Below are 17,274 nucleotides of genomic sequence, written 5' to 3'. Positions count from 1 at the left end.
CCGCCATGTAGGTCTGACGGCGCCACTGGATTTCGTGGGGGTGTGGGGATTAGAACTAATCCCCACACCCCCACGAAGGCCGCTCGCTGTATTCGACCCCTGAGACAACACGGAGCGAAGCAGAGAGGGCGATATAGAGCGAGGCAAGTCACAGCCGGCCCAAGCTGCTGCGGGCGGCAGTCTTCCGCTCCAGCACCGAGGCCTTCGAGCCGGTGATAGACGCGCTGGACTTGCTGGAGCACTACCAAGATTCCGATGCCGAGTTCTATGCCGCCGCTGAGATCAAAGCACAACAGAGATCATTCTGTGAGGAGCTCCAAGGCCGCGAGCTCGGTCCTGGACACCACTGTCAGGGGATGGTCGTGCCCGTAAGCTCGCAGGGAGCTGTCCACGACGATGATGTACTCGGCCCGAGCTTCGGCCGTGCGCCCCTGCTTCGCCATGAGGCGCGCCAGCTCATGGCGAGTGACGATCGTGTGGGGGTTGTCGGCACCCGCCACTCTAGTCTGGTCACGCAACACCGCCAGCAGCACGTCTTCGGCCGCGCGATGCTCGCCTTTGGCCAGAAGGGCCCGGCCGAGTTCGTATCTGATGTCGAGGGTGTACACGTGGTCGACACCTCGCACCCGGATGGAGACGTCCAGGGCCTTGCGCAGGCTCTCTTCGGCCTCGGCGTGCCTGCCGAGGTCCGTGAGTGTCGACGCCCTATTGGACAGGCACAGCAAGGTGTCCGTGTGCTCCGGCCCCAGAATACGCACCTGTTGCACCAGCAAAGCGCTGTATCCTGCTTCGGCCTCTTCGAAAAGGCCCTGGCTGGCCAGGTTGGTCATCAGGTTGAGCCTGGTCCGCAGCGTGAGCGGGTGCTCCGCACCAATGACCCTCGTGCGTACGGCAAGCAGATCCCGGTAACCCGCCTCAGCTTCGGCGTAGTGCCCCAGCTCGCCGATGGCGCGGACCCAGTGGAAACGCGTGGTGAGCGTGTCCGGATGCTCGGGGCCGAGGACACGCGTGCGGACCGCCAGCACATCCTTGCAGGCACGCTCGGACGCGGTGAACAAACCGCAAGCCGCCAAGGCGCGCGCGATCTCATGCCGCGTCGCCAGGGAGTCGGGGTGATCAGCTCCGAGGACGTCGTTCTCGACCTCCAGCAGGCTCTCATACTCCTGGCGCGACTCCTCGTAGCGTCCCTGAGCGAACAACGCGTGCCCGACACTGTGCCGTACGGCAAGCGTGTCGGAGTGTCGCGGGCCCAACGTCGCCTCCTGGAGGTGGATGACCTCACGTAGCTCGGCCTCGGCCGCGACTGCGTCGCCCAAGTCGACGCGGGACCTCGCGCGCTGGTGGCGCAGTGCCAGCACCCGCCTGTGCCGCGCGCCCAGCACGTCGCACTGTCGAAGCGCGAGCGCACCCAGTTCCACCGCCGCGACGTATGCGCCGATCCCCCGCAACACGGCCGCCCCGCGAACGGCCACATCGGCGAGCTGGTCGAGGACGGGCTCCTCGATGACGGCAGGGGCCAGGCAGAGCAGGGCACGCAGGTGCGGCATCAGGCCCTGCCACACCGGCCAGTCGGAGGGCTCGTCCTCACGCAACCCCGAGACGACGCGGTGCACCACCCCGACGGCGGCCCGGGTGATCTCCGGGGAAGCATGCAGCCGACTCGCGGCTGCCACCAGGGGATGGACGACCAGCCCACGCCGTTTCCAGCCCGGCACCGTGCGAGTCTCCGCCAGGCCCATCGAGAGCAGTGCCTCCAGCCCGGACCGCACCTTCCGCTCCCCGCCGCTCACCTTGGACAACACTCGTGTGTCCAGCCAGCCGGTATCGATCTCCACCGACGGCGCGAAACAGGACAGCACTCGCAGCAGCGGCCGGGCCTGTGCCTGTCCCTGCCGGGCCAGGGTGTCCAGCGACACCTCCCACGTGCTCGTCACCACAGCGTCCTCACTACCTTCGCCAAGCAGTTCGGGCAGCCGGTCGTCCAGCGCGGTCATATAGGCGGTGAACGTCTGCTCGGCTGAGAACGGTGAGGACAGGTGATGCCCGGCATGCGTCAGAGCCAGCGGCAGACCACCCAGCCGACCCGCGAGGGCTCCCGCCTCGTCGGGTGTTCCTCCGTGCGCGGCCAGGCTTACCAGCAGCCGGGCCCCTTCGTCCCGGCTCAGCGGCGCGAGTGGGTGAAGCGCGCCGTGCCGCCCCCACGCTCCGGCATCGACGACCCGGCTCGTCACCAGGACCAGCCCCGACTGGGTCGGCCGCAGCCACCCGGTCGCCTCCATGACCGGCGCACCGGCCACCTGGAGGGCGTGCAGATCGTCGGCATTGTCGAGGACGAGCAGCCACCCGGTCCTCCGCTCCAGCCTGGTCCACAACACGTCGGCGGCGATCCGCCGACCGGCCCGCGCCTCCTCCACCTCACCCAGCGGCGCTCCGAGCTCCCCAGCGAGCCCCAGCAACGCCGCTGTCACTGAGGCACCGTCGGTCGCACTGACCCACCACACCAGGCAGCCCAGCTCCCGTGCCCGTTCGGCCAGCGCCAGAGCCACCGTCGTCTTGCCCACCCCACCCAGCCCAGCCAGCACGTGAAAACGGCCGTCAGGCTCTATCAGGCACTCCTCCAACTCCGCGAGGAGCTCCTGCCTGCCGTATAACTCGCCGAACTTGCCCGTCGGGGCCAGCAACACCGGCACGGGCGCGGTGGTGGTGACGGCAGGAACACGGGCATCGCGCTCGCGTGGCGTTCGCCGAAGCTGCAACACGGCGACAACCGCGGCAGCCACTCCCGCTAGCGTGCCCACCAGGGCCACGGGATCCATGACTACACTGTATGAACCTACGAGGCTGGGTGTCCTTAAGAGCGTCAAGACCGCTGGCGGCACCGTCGCCGACGATGCTCCACATTGAGCCGCTCCGAAACGATCACTAACCGCAATCATGGACTCTCACTCCGCTACCCGGCGCCCGGGGACATGTTCGGGAGCGGAGGGTCGACTAGGAGACGTAGTGGCGTAGGCAGAATTGGCGCAGGGTACCTGCGGGTAGCCGGATCGAGTGCGTTCAGCTCTAGGGCCTGTTTCAGAAGTGGATCACAGCCACTCGTTGATGGCGGCGATGGTCACGGTGGCGTCGTAGCGGACGGCGAGTTTGTCGTACCTGGTCGCGACGGCCCGGTGGCGTTTGAGCCGGTTGATACCGCATTCCACGGCGTGACGCTCACGGTAGTCGATCTTGCAGAACTTGGGCGGCCGACCACCGCGGCTGCCCCGGTTCTTGCGGTGGCGGACCTGATCGGCCTTCTCCGGAATCGTGCACGCGATGCCACGCCGGCGTAGGTACGCGCGGTTGGCGCGCGAGCCGTACGCCTTATCGGCACGGACCTTGTCGGGACGCTTGCGTGGGCGTCCCGGTCCCAGCCGGGGCACACCGATCAGCTCCAGCACGGGCTGGAACTGGGGAGAATCCCCGCGTTGACCAGCGGTAATGATCAGCGATAACAGCTTCTGGCCCTGCTCGACGGTCAGATGCAGCTTGGTGGTCAACCCACCCCGAGAGCGACCCAGCCCATGGTCGGCGGGCTCGACATCGACGCCCCCGGGCGGCTCTACCTGCAGATCCCCCTTTTACGCGCACCAGCGGCATGCTGGTGCGCACGGGTGACCGTGGAATCCACGCTCACCTCCCACGTGATCAGGCCCTTGGCATCCGCCCTGGCCTGCAGCTCCTTCAAGATCCGCGCCCAGGTGCCGTCCCGCTGCCAGCGCCGGAACAGCCCGTACACCGTCTCCCACTCGCCATATCGGGCAGGAACGTCCCGCCACGGCGCACCCGTCCGTATCCGCCACCGGATCCCATCGATGAGCTGTCGTTTCGTCCACTTCGCCGGCCTGCCAGGCTTCTTGCCGACCGGCAGCAACGGCTCCAGGACCGCCCACTGTGCGGCGGTCAAATCCCCACGACCCACCCCAAGATCATCCCAGAAGTGGATCACTCATGTGGTCCACTTCTGAAACAGGCCCTAGGCGCTACCCGCTGGTACTTCGGAGATCAGTGACGGATCAAGAGGAATACCGCACGCTTCGAATACAGCGCCGTTACCAGCGCTGCGCTGGACCTGCCACCGGACGCTGTGCCGCGAGACAACCACCTGGATGCCGACCGGCGCAGGCAACATTGCTGGCGCCACGGGGTAGGCGAGCCCACACTTCTACGGCCTGGCCATCGCCCTGGGCGAGCGGCACGACATGGCCATCCTCTACCTCGCCATGTCCGACGGCGTGATCGTCGTCGCTCGTGATGGTCTACTGTTCGCGTCGCCGCCTCCGTGTGCCGGTCCTGGCCTGGGTCGCGCTCGCCCGGGTGGGGGCTCATGGCCTGGCTCCTGGTGTAGTCAGGTTGCTGGGTCACAGGCCGGGGTTCGGTGTTGGAGTCACCGGGCCCCGGCCGCTTGCTACTTACTTGCGGAAGGGACCGCGGAAACTCGATTGAGGCGCGCGGTTGAGTGTTATCGGACTATCTGGACATGGCCCTGCCTCCAGCGCGGCGACCGGCTGGATGGGGGAGCGGCCTCCAGGAGGGACTCCAGGCTTCCCGCGTTCCTGTTCCGTCTCTGTTCCGCCGAAGCACCAGAAAGGCGGCAGAACGACGCGAAACGACGAAAGGCAAAAAGCCAGCGTAAATGGGGTGCGAGGGAGAAGTGCAAGGTCACAGAGGGGCGACGTCTGAGCCCGGCCTACAGACCGGCTCGTCCCTTTCATCTCGCTGACCAGCGCGACGCCGGTTGCGTCGAGCGGCCTTACCGGGGGTTGGCTCGTTGGCGCATCCCCTGCATGCCGCAGTCGCCGTAGGTCGTCCAACCGCCGAAGGCCTGGATGCCGTACGCCGAAGCGCCTGCATCGGCGCGCCTGCTGCTGATCATTCCCTTGAACGTGACGCATCGGCCCTTGGCCCGTGCTTTCACCGGTCCCGCGTAGTACTTGAAGGCTCCCTGGTCCTCGTACACGGCGGGGCCGAATACGGAGTTGCCCTGCACGAGGAGGGTCGCCCTGGTCACGGTGGGCGTGCCCACGAAACTCGACTTGATGGTGACGGCGCAGTGCTCCCCGGTGTGCGCGTTGTGGAGCAGGTAGACATGGCCGCGGAGGGAGTTCGTGTGGTCGGTCACCGGTTGGGCGCCTCCCGTCACTATCCCGAAGCCGCTGCCGCACACCTGCTCGGGGGTATACCCGCTCGTCGCGGCGCCGGCGGGCGCCGGTAACCCGGCGAGGACGGTGACGAGCAGGGTCGTTGAGGCGAGTCGCGTGATGACGTGACTGGTCACGTATTTCCTCCTGCGCCGTGGCGTGGCTGTACGGTCAGCGGGCCTGTTCACCGCGCGTGGTCCGGCGGAACTCGCGGTGAACAGGACAGCTCGGATGGTGATCACCCGGCACCTCCGAGGCTGGCGGGTCCGAGGGTTGTCCGGAAGTGGCCGGCGCGAAATCGCTGGTGAGATCCGGACAATGAGTTGTCCGCGGACAATGGGTTCTGTTGAATTGATCATCGGCGAAAGGAGCGGAGGGGAGGCGGCTGCGATGAACCGCAGGGTGGGCAGGCCCCAGGGCGGCCCTCGTGGCAGCACGCAGCAGGCGAACGCGCTGGCGGAGTTCCTGCTGACGCTCACCGGCGGGATGACCGTCCGCGAGCTCGCCGCGCGCTATCACGTGGGCAAGACGCTCTGGGGCGAGTACCGTTCAGGCCAGAAGATCATCCCGCTGGAGCTGCTGAAGCGGCTGGTGCAGGACCACACGCGCGACGAACGCACCCGTCACCTTCAGACGGAGACCGCAGCCCGGCTGCACGCGGCGGCTGTCGAAGGAGCACGCCAGGCACCTGCGCCGATGGTTCCGCAGCCCACGTCGCCTGCGACGGCACCGGCGAGCGCCGAACCAGCAGCGGCGCGGGCCCGGCCGGCCGCGAACCCCGACCAGGCACCCGCGGGGAGACACCGTCCACGTCCCCTGATCCTCGTCGCCGGTGGCGCCGCGATCGCGGTCTTCGCGGTGCTCGGCCTGCTGCTCGGGCCAGGTGTTCTGGGGAGGGACGAGGTGTTCGCCGTGGGGCCGGGTGGCCATGGCGTCTTCCGCTGGGACGGCTCGGACGCCACCGGGTGGACCAAGATCGGTGACGGTGCGAAGCGCCTCTACTCGGGGCCTGCCGGTCTGTTCGCGACCGGGACGGACGACCGTTTCTACAAGTACGAAGGCCGTCCTGGCCGGTGGTCACTCATCGGTGAGTCGGGCGGTGACTTCGCGGTCAGCGGCGCACACGTCTACCGGCTCGCCACCGACAGTCAGTCCGTTGACGTGTGGAACGGGCAGGGCACGTCGTGGACCAGGATCGGCGGCCCGGCGGTGCGGTTGTACGGCGGTGAGCCAGGGCTGTTCGCGACGAGTCCGGAGGACGGCTGGATCTTCCGGTATTCCGGCCGCCCCTTCGATTGGAAGGGCGTCGGCACAGCCGGAGCCTCGTTCGCGCTCACCGACAGGCACCTTTACGGCCTCACCCCGGAGCTCACCGCGGTCAACCGCTGGCTTGCGGACGATCCGGCGGCACCGTGGCCGCCCTGGGCCTATGCGGTGGGTCCGGCGGCGGAGCTGCATGGAGGCCCCGCCGGGCTCTTCTCCACGGACCCGTCGCGCGAGCGGCTGCGCGTCCTCACGGAGCCGGCGCCCGGCGTCGCAGCCCAGAGCTGGCAGGACATCGGCGCAGCGGGTGCGGAGGTGGCGGTCGGCCGGGGGGCGGTGTACGTCCTGACCAAAGACCGCTCGCAGATCCTGCGCTGGTCCCCCGGCTCCGGCACCTGGCAGCGAATCGGCGGACCTGCTCAGACCCTGACGGCGGGCTGATCCCGCGCCACGTTCCCCGCGCCCCACAGGCGGCCGGCGGCGCCGCGGTGGCAGCACGGCGTAGTGCGGTGGCGAGACACGGCGCGGGTCCTGCAGCGCGGGCCGAACGTGTCGCGTACCGGCTGATTTGACGGGATACCCCGCGGCCGGGATGTACTTGTCGCACTGGACATGAGGACAGGAGCGCGCATGCGGATCGTCCGATTCACCCACCCCCGGACCGGCACGGACGCGATCGGCGTCGAGAACGGCGAGCACATCGTGGAGCTGTCCGGGGCGGCCACGATCGGCGAGCTGCTCCGCACCCCGGTCGAGCGGCTGCGCGAGCGGTGCGAGCGGGCCGACGGCCCACGGCATCCGGCAGGCTCCGTGCGCCGGCTGGCCCCGGTGGACGGCCGGATGGAGGTGTGGGCCGCCGGCGTCACCTACCGGCGCTCGCGCGAGGCGCGGGTGACCGAGAGCGAGCGGGCAGCCGACGTGTACGAGCTGGTCTACGACGCCGAACGGCCCGAGCTGTTCTTCAAGTCGGTGGCCTGGAAGGTCTCCGGCGACGGCGGCCGGATCGCCGTCCGCGCCGACTCCGCCGTCGACGTGCCCGAGCCGGAGCTGGGACTGGTGCTGAACTCCGCGGGCGAGATCGCCGGCTACACCGTGGTCGACGACGTCAGCTCACGCACCATCGAGGGCGAGAACCCCCTCTACCTGCCGCAGGCGAAGATCTACCTGGGCGCCTGCGCGGTCGGGCCGGCGATCAGGCCCGCCTGGGAGGTCGCCGACCCGTACGCGCTGGACATCACGCTGACCATCACCCGCGACGGCCGCACGGCCTGGGACGGCAAGGCGTCCACCCGCGAGCTGCACCGGAGGCTGGACGAGCTGGCCGGCTACCTGTTCCGCGCCGACGCCTTCCCCGACGGGGCCGTCCTCGCCACCGGCACCGGTCTGGTGCCCGACCTGCCCTTCACGCTGCGGGCCGGCGACATCGTGACCATCGCCATCGCCGAGATCGGCACCCTGGTGAGCACGGTGGTGGAGGGACCCGACGCCATGCGGGGCTGAGCGCCCTGGTTCCCCCTGCGGGCGGACGCCCGGTCCGCCCCCAGAGGGACGACCGCCGTACGGGGGGCGCCTAACCTCTGCCAGGTGTTGAACGACCATGTCACCTTCCGCCGTGTCAGCGCCGGCATCCTCATCATCGTCGCCCCGCTGCTGCAGGCGGTGGCCGTCGTCGTCGACCCCGGCACCTGGGGGGACGACAGGGAGGCGGTCAGCTTCGGCGACAACCCGGCCCTCGCCCAGACCCAGTCGGTGCTCTACCACTGGAGCTGGATGCTCATGGCCGTCGCCGCCATCGGCCTGGTCCATCTCACCCGGCACCGGGCCACCCGGCTCGGGCACGCGGCCGGCGCGATGACCGTGATCGGCTACATGGCCCTGTCCGGGCTGCTGCTCAGCGACCCCGTCGAGTGGTGGCTGGGCAGGCGCTACCCGCCGGAGGAGACGCAGCGGATCCTCGACGAGATGATGAACCTGCCGGGCGTCGTCTACGGCTTCCAGCTCCCGTGGATGTTCCTCGGCTTCCTCGGCCTGCCGCTGCTCCTCGTCGCCGTGTGGCGGTCCGGCTTCGTCGGCTGGTGGGTGCCGGCGACGGCCACCCTCGGGTACGTGGGGTCGTTCGCGGTCGCGTACGGCCCGCTGACCGCGGTGTTCTGGATCGTCCCCGTCGCCGCGCTCGGCTGGACCGGGCTGAAGGTCCTGCGCATGGGCGACGCGGGCTGGGCCGCGTACTACCGGCCGGCGGTGCGGGGCGACGGCGTCCCCGCGCCCCTCGCCCCCTGACGTCGGCCCGCCCGGGTGCGGACCGGCACCCGGATGCGGACCGACGCCCGGATGCGGAGCGGCGCCTAGATGCGGACCGACACCGTGGACGGCAGCGGAGGCACCATGTGCACCCGCGCCGACCCGATGTCGAAGTAGAGCCCCACCAGCTCCAGCCGCCCCTCGCGCACCTGCTCGTCGACCTTCCGGTAGGTGCGCAGGTTCTCCAGCTGCTGCTGGACGTTGACCCGGCAGAGCTGGTCGAGCGCCCGGGAGTCCAGCGGCCCCTCCGCGGTCTCGATGAACCTCGCCAGGCTGTGGTGCCCGTGCCGCAGCCAGCGGCGCATCCCCGGCAGGCTGCCCGCCTTCACCCCGCCGCTGAGCAGCCCGGCCATCGCCCCGCAACCCGAGTGCCCGCACACGGTGATGGTGTGCACGCCGAGCACCTGCGTCGCGTACTCGATCGCGGCCACCACCGAGTCGTCATGCGGCTCGGCCCCCTTGCGCGGCACCAGGTTGCCGATGTTGCGCACCGTGAACAGGTCACCCGGGCCGCTCGCGGTGATGAGGCTCGGCACCACCCGCGAGTCGGCGCACGTGATGAACAGATGCGTCGGCTGCTGCTTGCGGGCCAGCTCGGTCAGGATCGGCCGTACCAGCGGAGCGGTCCGCCGGTGGAACTCCCTCGCGCCGGCCGTCAGCTGGCACTCGACCGGCGCGCGCGGGCCGTGCTCCGGCTCGTCCTGCGGCCGCCACGAAGGGCGGCGGCGCCGGTGCGCCCACGGCAGCCACCACCGGTCCGGCGTGGCGGGCGGGGTCTTGACCGGGTACATGCGGGCGCCGCTCGCGGCCAGCGCGTACCACTCGTCGTGCAGTTCGTCGATGTCCACCGTGCCGCCCTGCCGTTCGTGGCCCAGCCGCCAGGAGTGAATGGTCTCGAAGGCCGCGTTGTCCATGAAGTCGATGTTCAGGTCGAGGTCCACGGCCACGCCCGCGGGGATCGTGCGCAGCTCGTGCGTGAGCCTGGGCACCCCCAGGAACGTGAGGGAGCCGCAGATCGCGGCGTGCCAGCGGCCGTCCGGCATCTCCCGCACCTTGACCGTCACCCAGGTCAGCCGCCGCAGCGCCAGCAGCGCCGCCAGCGCCAGCCCCGCCAGCACCCCTTCGGCCAGCCCGAGGAGGATCACGGCGCCCATGGTGACGATGTACACCGGCACCTCGCCGTGGCCGTGCACCTTGCGGACGTGGCCCAGATTCACCATCTGCACGCCGATGAACACCAGCAGCGCCGCCAGCGCCTCCATCGGGATGAGCTGGATCGTCCAGCCGAAGCCCAGCGCGAACACCAGCACCCACACGCCGTGCAGGATCGTCGAACAGCGGGTCTGCCCGCCCGCCTGGGCGTTGGCCGTGCTGCGCACGATCACGCCGGCCACCGGCAGGCCGCCCAGCGCGCCCGTGACCATGTTGGCGGCCCCCTGGCCGGTCAGCTCCTGGTCGAGGTCGGCGCGGGGGCCGGAGTGCATGCCGTCCACCGCGACGGAGCACAGCAGCGACTCGACGCCGGCCAGCAACGCGACCAGCAGGACGGCCCCCACGATGTGGTGCCAGTCGCCGTTCGGCAGGACCGGGAAGGCCAGCTCCCCGAAGCTGCCCGACAGGTCGACGCGGGTGACGTCCCACCGGAACACCCACGCCGTCACCGCCGCGACCAGCAGCGCCGCGAGTGGTGCCGGCACCGCCTTGATCTGTTTGGGCAGCCGGGTCCACAGGGCCAGCACCGCGATCGTGAGCAGGCCCACCGCCACCGTGTGGCCGTGCATGGCGGCCACCTGCGAAGGCAGCTCCATGATGTTGGCCAGCGCCGAACGCTGCGGGCTGCCGCCGAGCACGATGTGCAGCTGGGACAGCGCGATCACCACGCCGACGCCCGCCAGCATGCCGTGGATCACGGCGGGGGAGACGGCCAGCGCCGCCCGCGCCGCGCGCAGCAGGCCGAGCAGGAGCTGTACGGCTCCGGCCAACAGGGTGATCATGCAGGTGGCGCGCCATCCGTACGTCTGCACGAGGTCGGCGACCACCAGGGACAGGCCCGCCGCGGGCCCGCTCACCTGGATGGCGGACCCGCCGAGCGCGCCCGCGACGATGCCGCCGACGACGGCGGCGATGAGTCCCGCGGCGAGGGGGGCGCCCGAGGCCATCGCGATGCCCAGGGAAAGGGGCACCGCGATGAGGAAGACCACGAGGGAGGCAGGCACGTCGTACCTGAGAGTCCTCAGGAGGTTACGCTGAGTGTCGCCGGTCATGCGGCAAACCCTAGTGCCCGGGTGGGCCTCCCCTTGGGGGGTCATGAACGGGTTTTACGCAATCCATGGCCTGGTGAGGGCAGCGCGTGTCTACCGGTAGTAGTCGGGAAGATCGTGCTCGGGGGCGCGGCGGCGGCCGCCGTCGCCCTGCCGGGCCCGGCCGTGATCGGGTGCGCCGGGCGCGTCGGTGTACGCCGGCCACCCTGGGGTGTCAGCCGGCGGCTCGGGCCAGGGGGCCTGCGACGGCGGGGCCGCGGTGAAGTCGCCCGTCTCGTACGAGGCGGGCGGCGCCGACAGCACGTCGTCGCGGCCGGAGACCGCCCGCGTGGGCGCGGTCGGGACACCCGCGGCGGGCGACGGGCCCGTCAGCGGGGCGGAGTCGTCGGCCACGGCCCAGCCGGGGCGCACCTCGTACGAGGCCCGCGACGGGGTGGCGGCGGGCTGCTGCGGCTCGAAGCCCGGCCACGAACCGGAGGGCGCCGAGTCGTCGAGGATGTCGGCGACAGGCGCCGCGGGCCAGGAACCGGACGTCGCGGACGGGACCGGGGTGGTCCAGGTCGAGTCGAGCGGGTCGCCCCCCCGGCCATGCGCGGCGGCGGGGAACGGGTCACTGGTGGGCGCGCCGTGGATGGGGGCGACGGGCACGGCCGGAAACGAGCCGCTGCCGGCCGGGGTGAACGCTCCGCCTGCCGGCAGGGTGCCCGGGGCCGTGGTGGACAGCGGGTCCGCCGCCGGAGCCGCGGCCGTCGGAGCGGCCGCAGCGGCGGCCGAGCGGGAACGGCGTGCCGAACGCCGGCTCGTGCCCGGAGCCGAGGCCGGGCCGGTCGAGACAGGGCCGGCCGCCGGGACGGAGGCGGGGGGCGCCGGCCGGGAGCCGGCGGCGAGCGGGTCGGGGCGGCCGGTCGGCGCCACGGGCTGGGCGCCCGCGCCCAGGATGCTCATCACGTCGGGGGTGGGGGCGGCGAACGTCACCGTGCGCTGGTCGGCCAGGTCGGAGGCGGAGGCGGCGGGCCGCTGCACGGGCGCGGGCTCGACCAGGTCGGCCAGTCCGGCGGTGGGAGCGGGCGCCGCGGTGCGGGCGGGACGCTGCGGCAGCGGGGCCTGGATGGTCACCGCGTCGGGATCGGCGGTCGCGGCGGCCTCGCGCCTGCCGGAACGCCTGCGCTCGGCCGGGCGCTGACGCTCGGCCGGGTGGTCGGCCGGCCGGCCGGCGGCCTGATCGGGGGTGCTCTCGGAGTTGCCGTCAACGGGGCGGGAGGCGCCCTTGCGCGCCGCGACCGTGCCGCCGGCGCCGAAGCCGCCCTCGGCCGCGTCGCTGCGGATGGAGGCCCAGAACTCCTCGTCGTCGTCGTCCGAACGGGGGTTGCCCCACTCGTCCACGCCGCGCTTGCCGCGCTGGCCGGTGCGCACCGGCTTGGGCTTGGGCTCGTCGATCGGGCTGAAGTCGGGGCTGAAGTTGGCCATCCGGGGTTCGTGGGCCGCGAACTCGTCGGTGGATCGAGCGTGGGTCTGCTCCTCCTTCTCGATCATCTGCTTGAGCCGTTCCGGGGGAAGCGAGCTCTCCCGGCGGTTCATGGAACGCATGCCCAGTGCCACGACGACGAGCACGAGGAGCACGATAGCGACCAAGCTGACGACGACCGCTGTCATTGCACCACCCTCAAAGCCATGGCCTCCCTGTGGCACCGGTGAGATCGCGCGGCCATCGACGCGATCTGCCCCCTTTGATCACCAGCGCCTGACAATTGGATCTGATTGTGTCGGACCACTGCGAGCGTTGTCACACCCTAAGCCAAGAATTGGTAACGATTATTACCCCTGGTGTTTGATTTCTCACTCGATGTGTACGGCGGTGAGCCGCCCGCGGGCGATGGTCTTGTCCGCGATCTCCTTGAGGACCGCGGAGAGGGGCGCGCCCTGCGCCACCTGGACCCTGCCCTGCAGCGTGTAGACGGTGAAGCGGTAGCTGAGGCCCTTGTCGCACGGGGGCTGGTAGCCGGGCTTGCCGCTCGTCACCCGCGCCTGGGCCGAACCCTCCGGCGGGCTCTCCGAAGCCCCCGGGCCCAACTCGGTCGTGGTGGCCGGGATGTTGTAGAGCACCCACTGCACCGCCGACTCCGACGAGGTGTGGGAGTCGGCCACGATCGCGATCGACCTGGCCTGCGGCAGCGGCTCGCTGGACCAGCGCAGCGGCGGGCTGCCCTGGCGGCCCTCGCACCCGTACTCGCGCGGCAGCGGCTCGCCCTCGCGCAGATCGGGGCTCGACACGTTGATCTCGGCGATCTCCTTGGCCTCCGACCTGCTGATGAAGCCGGCGCAGCCCGACACGAGAAGCACAAGGCCCACCGCCGTCACACTGACGGCGATCCGCCCCACGCGTCCTGTCGTGTTACACAGCCCCATGCCGGATGATGCTACGCGGCTATCGGGCATGCGCCGACCGTTTCGCGAGGGTCGGTGGACGGTAAAGGACGCAAAATCGGCCACAATCGAGGCATGAGGGGGGTGGGCACGGACGCGGACACGACCTTCGGCATCCTCGGGCCGCTCGAGGTGCGGCGGCACGGCCGGGTCGTGGAGGTCTCCGGGCAGCGCCTGCGCACCCTCCTGGGTCTACTCGCCCTGGACGCCGGGGTGACAGTTCCGTTCGACCGGCTGACAGCGGGGGTGTGGGACGACCGCGCACCCGCCGCCGTGGCCAACGCCCTCCAGGCCCTCGCCTCCCGCCTCCGCACCGCCCTGGCCAAACCCCCACCCGCCCACCCGCGTCCCGACACCGCCCCACCGGCCCACGAATGCGTCCCCCGCACCGGCCCCGTCGAGACCGCCGGCCCGGTCGCCCCGCACGCCGGGGACGGGAGCCGGGACACGGCAGCCCGGCAGATCGTGGTGGCGGACCCCACCGGCTACCGGCTGGCTGTCGCCCCCGAGCAGGTCGACGCGCACCGCTTCACCGCGCTCGCCCGCAGCGGACGGTCCGCCCTGACGGCGGGCGACGCTCGTACGGCGGCCGGGACGCTCCGGGCCGCGCTGGCCCTGTGGCGCGGTCCCGCGCTGGCCGACCTGGCCGGCGTGAGCGTGGCCGCCGGCGACATCGCCAGGCTGGAGACCCTCTGGCTGGCCGCCACCGAGGACCGCATCGAGGCCGACCTGCTTCTCGGCCGCCACGCCCATGTGCTCGACGACCTGACGGCGCTGCTCGCCGAACACCGCCTGCGGGAGCGGCTGCACGGCCAGCTCATGCGGGCGCTGTACGGCGCGGGCAGGCGCGTGGAGGCGCTGGCCGCCTTCGAGTCCGCGCGCCGGACGTTCCGCGACGAACTGGGCACCGCCCCCTCACCCCAGCTCACCGACCTGCACACCACACTCCTGCGCGACGACCCCCCTCCCACCCCCGACCGCGAACGCGCCGCCCTCGCCCAGACGCCCTCCGCCGCCCCCGACGCGGCACCTCACACCCCTCCCCACGATCGGACACCCGCCTCCCACCCAGACCCGCTCCCGGCTCCGGACGGCGGGACGGGGCCCGTCTCCGCCCCCGAGCCGCCGTCCCACCTCACCGCCGGGTCGCCTCCCGCCTCCCGCCCCGAGCCGCCGTCCCACCTCACCGCCGGGTCGCCTCCCGCCTCCCGCCCCGAGCCGCCGTCCCACCTCACCGCCGGGTCGCCTCCCGCCTCCCGCCCCGAGCCGCCGTCCCACCTCACCACCGGGTTGCCCCCCGGCTCCCGCCCCGAGCCGCCCGCTCACCCCGGGCCCGCCCGCGCCCTCACCGATCCGTCGCCCACCGCCGGCCCCGAGCCGTTCCCGTCCTCCGCGGTCCCGCCACACCCCCAGCGCTCCGGCGACGGGACGCTTTCGCCGCGTGCGGGGAACCTGCGCGCCCGGCTGACCAGCTTCGTCGGGCGGGAACGCGACGTCGACCACACCGGCGAACTGCTGTCGGGCCACCGCCTGGTCACCGTGCTCGGCCCCGGCGGGGCGGGCAAGACGCGGCTCGCCATGGAGGCGGCCGAGACGATGGGCGACGCGATGCCCGACGGGGTGTGGCTGGCCGAGCTGGCCGCGGCCACCGACGCGGCCGGCGTGACCCAGAGCCTGATCGGCGCTCTCGACGTGCGTGACGGCATCAGCGCCGCCCCGTCTCTCGGCGCCGCACCGCTGGAGCCCGTCGACCGGCTGGTCAGGGCGCTGCACGGCAAGCGGCTGCTGGTCGTGCTGGACAACTGCGAGCACGTGGCCGAGCACGCCGCGTTCCTGGCGGAGCGGGTGCTCGCCGAGTGCCCCGGTGTGAAGATCCTGGCCACCAGCCGCGAACCCCTCGGCATCACCGGTGAGATCACCTGGATCCTCCCGCCGCTCGCCGTGCCGCCCGCGGGCGCCGGCGCGGCGCAGGCGGCGGACTATCCGGCCGTGCGCCTGTTCGCCGACCGGGCCGCGGCCGTACGGCCCGGATACCGGGTGGACGACGACGCGGCGGCCGTTATGAGCATCTGCCGCGCCCTCGACGGGCTGCCGCTGGCCATCGAACTGGCCGCCGCGAGGCTGCGGTCCATGACGGCCGAACAGCTCGCGGCGCGGCTCGGTGACAGGTTCCGGCTGCTGAACGGGGGCAGCCGCACCGCCCAGCCGCGTCACCGGACGCTGCGCTCCCTCGTCGAATGGAGCTGGGAACTGCTCGGCGACGACGAACGCGTCCTGGGGCGCCGCCTGGCCGCCTTCGCGGGCGGCGCCACGCTGGAGACGCTGGAGCAGGTCTTCGGCGACGTGCTCGACCCGCTGTCGCGCCTGGTCGACAAGTCGCTGGTGGTGTACGACGCGGGCAGGTACCGGATGCTGGAGACGATCCGGGCCTACGCCGCCGAACGTCTCACCGAGTCCGGCGAGGAGGGCGCCGTACGCCAGGAGCACGCCCGCCACTTCACCGGGCTGGCCGAGGCCGCGGAGCCGGTGCTGCGGACGGCCGCCCAGCTCGACGGGCTGGGCCGGCTCACCGCCGAGCACGAGAACCTGTCGGCCGCGCTGCGCTGGTCGCTCGACCGCGGCGAGCCGGAGCTGGCGCTGCGGCTCGTCGGCGCGCTCGGCTGGTACTGGTGGCTCAAGGGGCACCGGCTGGAAGGCGCGACGCGGGCCCGAGAGGTGCTGGCCGCCACCCCGGGCTCCGACCCCGGGCTGCGCGCACTGGCGCTGGCCGTCCACGGCATCAACGCGGTGGGCGCGGCCATGACGTTGGAGGAGAGCCGCGACTCGATGCGGGAGCTGCGCCGGCTGCTCGGGTCCGTGCGCGAGGCGCACCCGATCGTCGCCATGGCCGTGCCGTCGCTGGTCCTGTACGGGGTGGAGGAGCCGGGCGACGACCGCCACATCGACGAGATGGTGCGGCACACCGACCGGTGGGCGAGCGCGACGGGCCTGATCTTCCGCGCGCTGCTGCACTACGCGGCCGGGCGGATCGAGGAGAGCGGGCGCGACAGCCGCGAGGCGTTCGAGCGCTACCGGGAGACGGGCGACCGGTGGGGGATGGGCACCGCGCTCGGCACCCTGTCGGACGTCCACCTCCTGCGCGGCGAGGCCGAACAGAGCGTGCGTGTCATGCGTGAGGCGTTGCGCCTGATGGACGAGTTGGGGGCGGTCGAGGACACCGCGTACATGCGGGCCAGGCTGGCGCTCGCCCTCAACCTGCTGGGCCGGTGGGCGGAGGCGGACTCGCTGCTGGGCGAGGCGGAGCACATCGTGACCACCCTCGGCGACGGTGTCGGCGAGGCGGGCGTACGGGGGGCGTGGGGGGAGTTCGCCCGGCATCGCGGCGACCTGGAGAGCGCCCGGCGGTACTACGCCCAGGCGCTGGCGCTCATGGACGACCTCGTCGCCACGCCGCCGCAGATGGTCTCGGCGGTCAACTCGTCGCTCGCGCTGCTCGCCGTCCAGGAAGGGGATCTGCCGCGGGCCAGGCGGATGGCGGTGCGCGCCCTCCGCCAGGCCGAGGGCGCTCGGGACGCGCAGGCCCTCGGGAGCGCGGTCATCGTCTGCGCCGGGCTCGCGCTGGCCGAGGGTCGCGCGGAGGAGGGGGCGACGCTGCTCGGTGGCGCGCAGGCCATCAGGGGCACCACGGCGGTGGTCGAGTGGGACCATGTGCGGATCGTCGAGGTTGCCGAGGCCGCGCTCGGCGGGAGCGGGCTGGCCCACCACCTGGAGCGCGGCCGGAAGCTGGATCGTGCGGACGTGGTGGCCATGGCCCTCGGCGTGTGACCATCCGCGACGGGCGTGTC

The 17,274-nt window shown here is 71.9% G+C and carries 10 protein-coding genes; 4 read left to right on the top strand and 6 right to left on the bottom strand.

The annotated features are described in order from the left end of the window. Positions 1 to 299 precede the first annotated feature (299 nt). The 3 genes from fxsT to FHU36_RS28940 form a co-directional block, all read right to left on the bottom strand. Positions 300 to 2,816 (bottom strand): FxSxx-COOH system tetratricopeptide repeat protein, encoded by a 2,517-nt coding sequence (gene fxsT, locus FHU36_RS28950; protein ID WP_185086932.1) that lies wholly within the window; start codon positions 2,814 to 2,816, stop codon positions 300 to 302. A gap of 270 nt (positions 2,817 to 3,086) precedes the next feature. Next, positions 3,087 to 3,961, bottom strand: a protein-coding gene (locus FHU36_RS28945; protein WP_376774177.1) for an IS5 family transposase whose coding sequence is annotated in 2 segments (ribosomal slippage) — positions 3,087 to 3,616 and positions 3,616 to 3,961 — 876 coding nt in all. Because the reading frame shifts where the segments join, the coding sequence is not laid out codon by codon here. 831 nt (positions 3,962 to 4,792) lie between these two features. Further along, on the bottom strand, positions 4,793 to 5,317 hold the full coding sequence (locus FHU36_RS28940; protein WP_185086931.1) for a hypothetical protein: 525 nt from the start codon (positions 5,315 to 5,317) through the stop codon (positions 4,793 to 4,795). Between the two features lie 253 nt (positions 5,318 to 5,570). Between FHU36_RS28940 and FHU36_RS28935 the strand changes: the two genes are divergently transcribed. From FHU36_RS28935 to FHU36_RS28925, 3 genes are all read left to right on the top strand, one after another. Then, positions 5,571 to 6,884: a hypothetical protein gene (locus FHU36_RS28935; RefSeq protein ID WP_185086930.1), complete on the top strand. Its 1,314-nt coding sequence runs from the start codon at positions 5,571 to 5,573 to the stop codon at positions 6,882 to 6,884. Between the two features lie 189 nt (positions 6,885 to 7,073). Continuing rightward, positions 7,074 to 7,943 (top strand): fumarylacetoacetate hydrolase family protein, encoded by an 870-nt coding sequence (locus tag FHU36_RS28930; protein WP_185086929.1) that lies wholly within the window; start codon positions 7,074 to 7,076, stop codon positions 7,941 to 7,943. Between the two features lie 84 nt (positions 7,944 to 8,027). After that, positions 8,028 to 8,723, top strand: a complete 696-nt coding sequence (locus FHU36_RS28925) for a hypothetical protein (protein ID WP_185086928.1) — start codon at positions 8,028 to 8,030, stop codon at positions 8,721 to 8,723. A gap of 65 nt (positions 8,724 to 8,788) precedes the next feature. On the opposite strand, the gene FHU36_RS28920 is transcribed toward FHU36_RS28925, so the two are convergent. From FHU36_RS28920 to FHU36_RS28910, 3 genes are all read right to left on the bottom strand, one after another. Continuing rightward, the gene (locus tag FHU36_RS28920) at positions 8,789 to 11,008 is read right to left on the bottom strand and encodes a SulP family inorganic anion transporter (protein WP_185086927.1); all 2,220 of its coding nucleotides are present in this window, start codon (positions 11,006 to 11,008) and stop codon (positions 8,789 to 8,791) included. Between the two features lie 90 nt (positions 11,009 to 11,098). Continuing rightward, the gene (locus FHU36_RS28915; RefSeq protein ID WP_185086926.1) at positions 11,099 to 12,658 is read right to left on the bottom strand and encodes a hypothetical protein; all 1,560 of its coding nucleotides are present in this window, start codon (positions 12,656 to 12,658) and stop codon (positions 11,099 to 11,101) included. 183 nt (positions 12,659 to 12,841) lie between these two features. After that, a complete protein-coding gene (locus FHU36_RS28910; protein ID WP_312891899.1) occupies positions 12,842 to 13,354 on the bottom strand; it encodes a YbhB/YbcL family Raf kinase inhibitor-like protein in 513 nt (170 codons plus the stop codon). 150 nt (positions 13,355 to 13,504) lie between these two features. On the opposite strand from FHU36_RS28910, the gene FHU36_RS28905 reads away from it, so the two are divergent. Then, a complete protein-coding gene (locus tag FHU36_RS28905; protein ID WP_185086924.1) occupies positions 13,505 to 17,254 on the top strand; it encodes an AfsR/SARP family transcriptional regulator in 3,750 nt (1,249 codons plus the stop codon). Positions 17,255 to 17,274 lie beyond the last annotated feature (20 nt).

It is taken from the genome of Nonomuraea muscovyensis (assembly GCF_014207745.1).
Lineage (GTDB): Bacteria > Actinomycetota > Actinomycetes > Streptosporangiales > Streptosporangiaceae > Nonomuraea > Nonomuraea muscovyensis.
Note: the sequence above shows the minus strand (reverse complement) of the source record. Positions and strands in the feature narration are given on the sequence as shown.

Coding starts and splice junctions, on each gene's coding strand:
- FHU36_RS28930 (WP_185086929.1), top strand. CDS start 7,074: ATGCGGATCGTCCGATTCACCCACCCCCGGACCGGCACGGACGCGATC.
- FHU36_RS28915 (WP_185086926.1), bottom strand. CDS start 12,658: ATGACAGCGGTCGTCGTCAGCTTGGTCGCTATCGTGCTCCTCGTGCTC.
- FHU36_RS28905 (WP_185086924.1), top strand. CDS start 13,505: ATGAGGGGGGTGGGCACGGACGCGGACACGACCTTCGGCATCCTCGGG.
- FHU36_RS28920 (WP_185086927.1), bottom strand. CDS start 11,008: ATGACCGGCGACACTCAGCGTAACCTCCTGAGGACTCTCAGGTACGAC.
- fxsT (WP_185086932.1), bottom strand. CDS start 2,816: ATGGATCCCGTGGCCCTGGTGGGCACGCTAGCGGGAGTGGCTGCCGCG.
- FHU36_RS28935 (WP_185086930.1), top strand. CDS start 5,571: ATGAACCGCAGGGTGGGCAGGCCCCAGGGCGGCCCTCGTGGCAGCACG.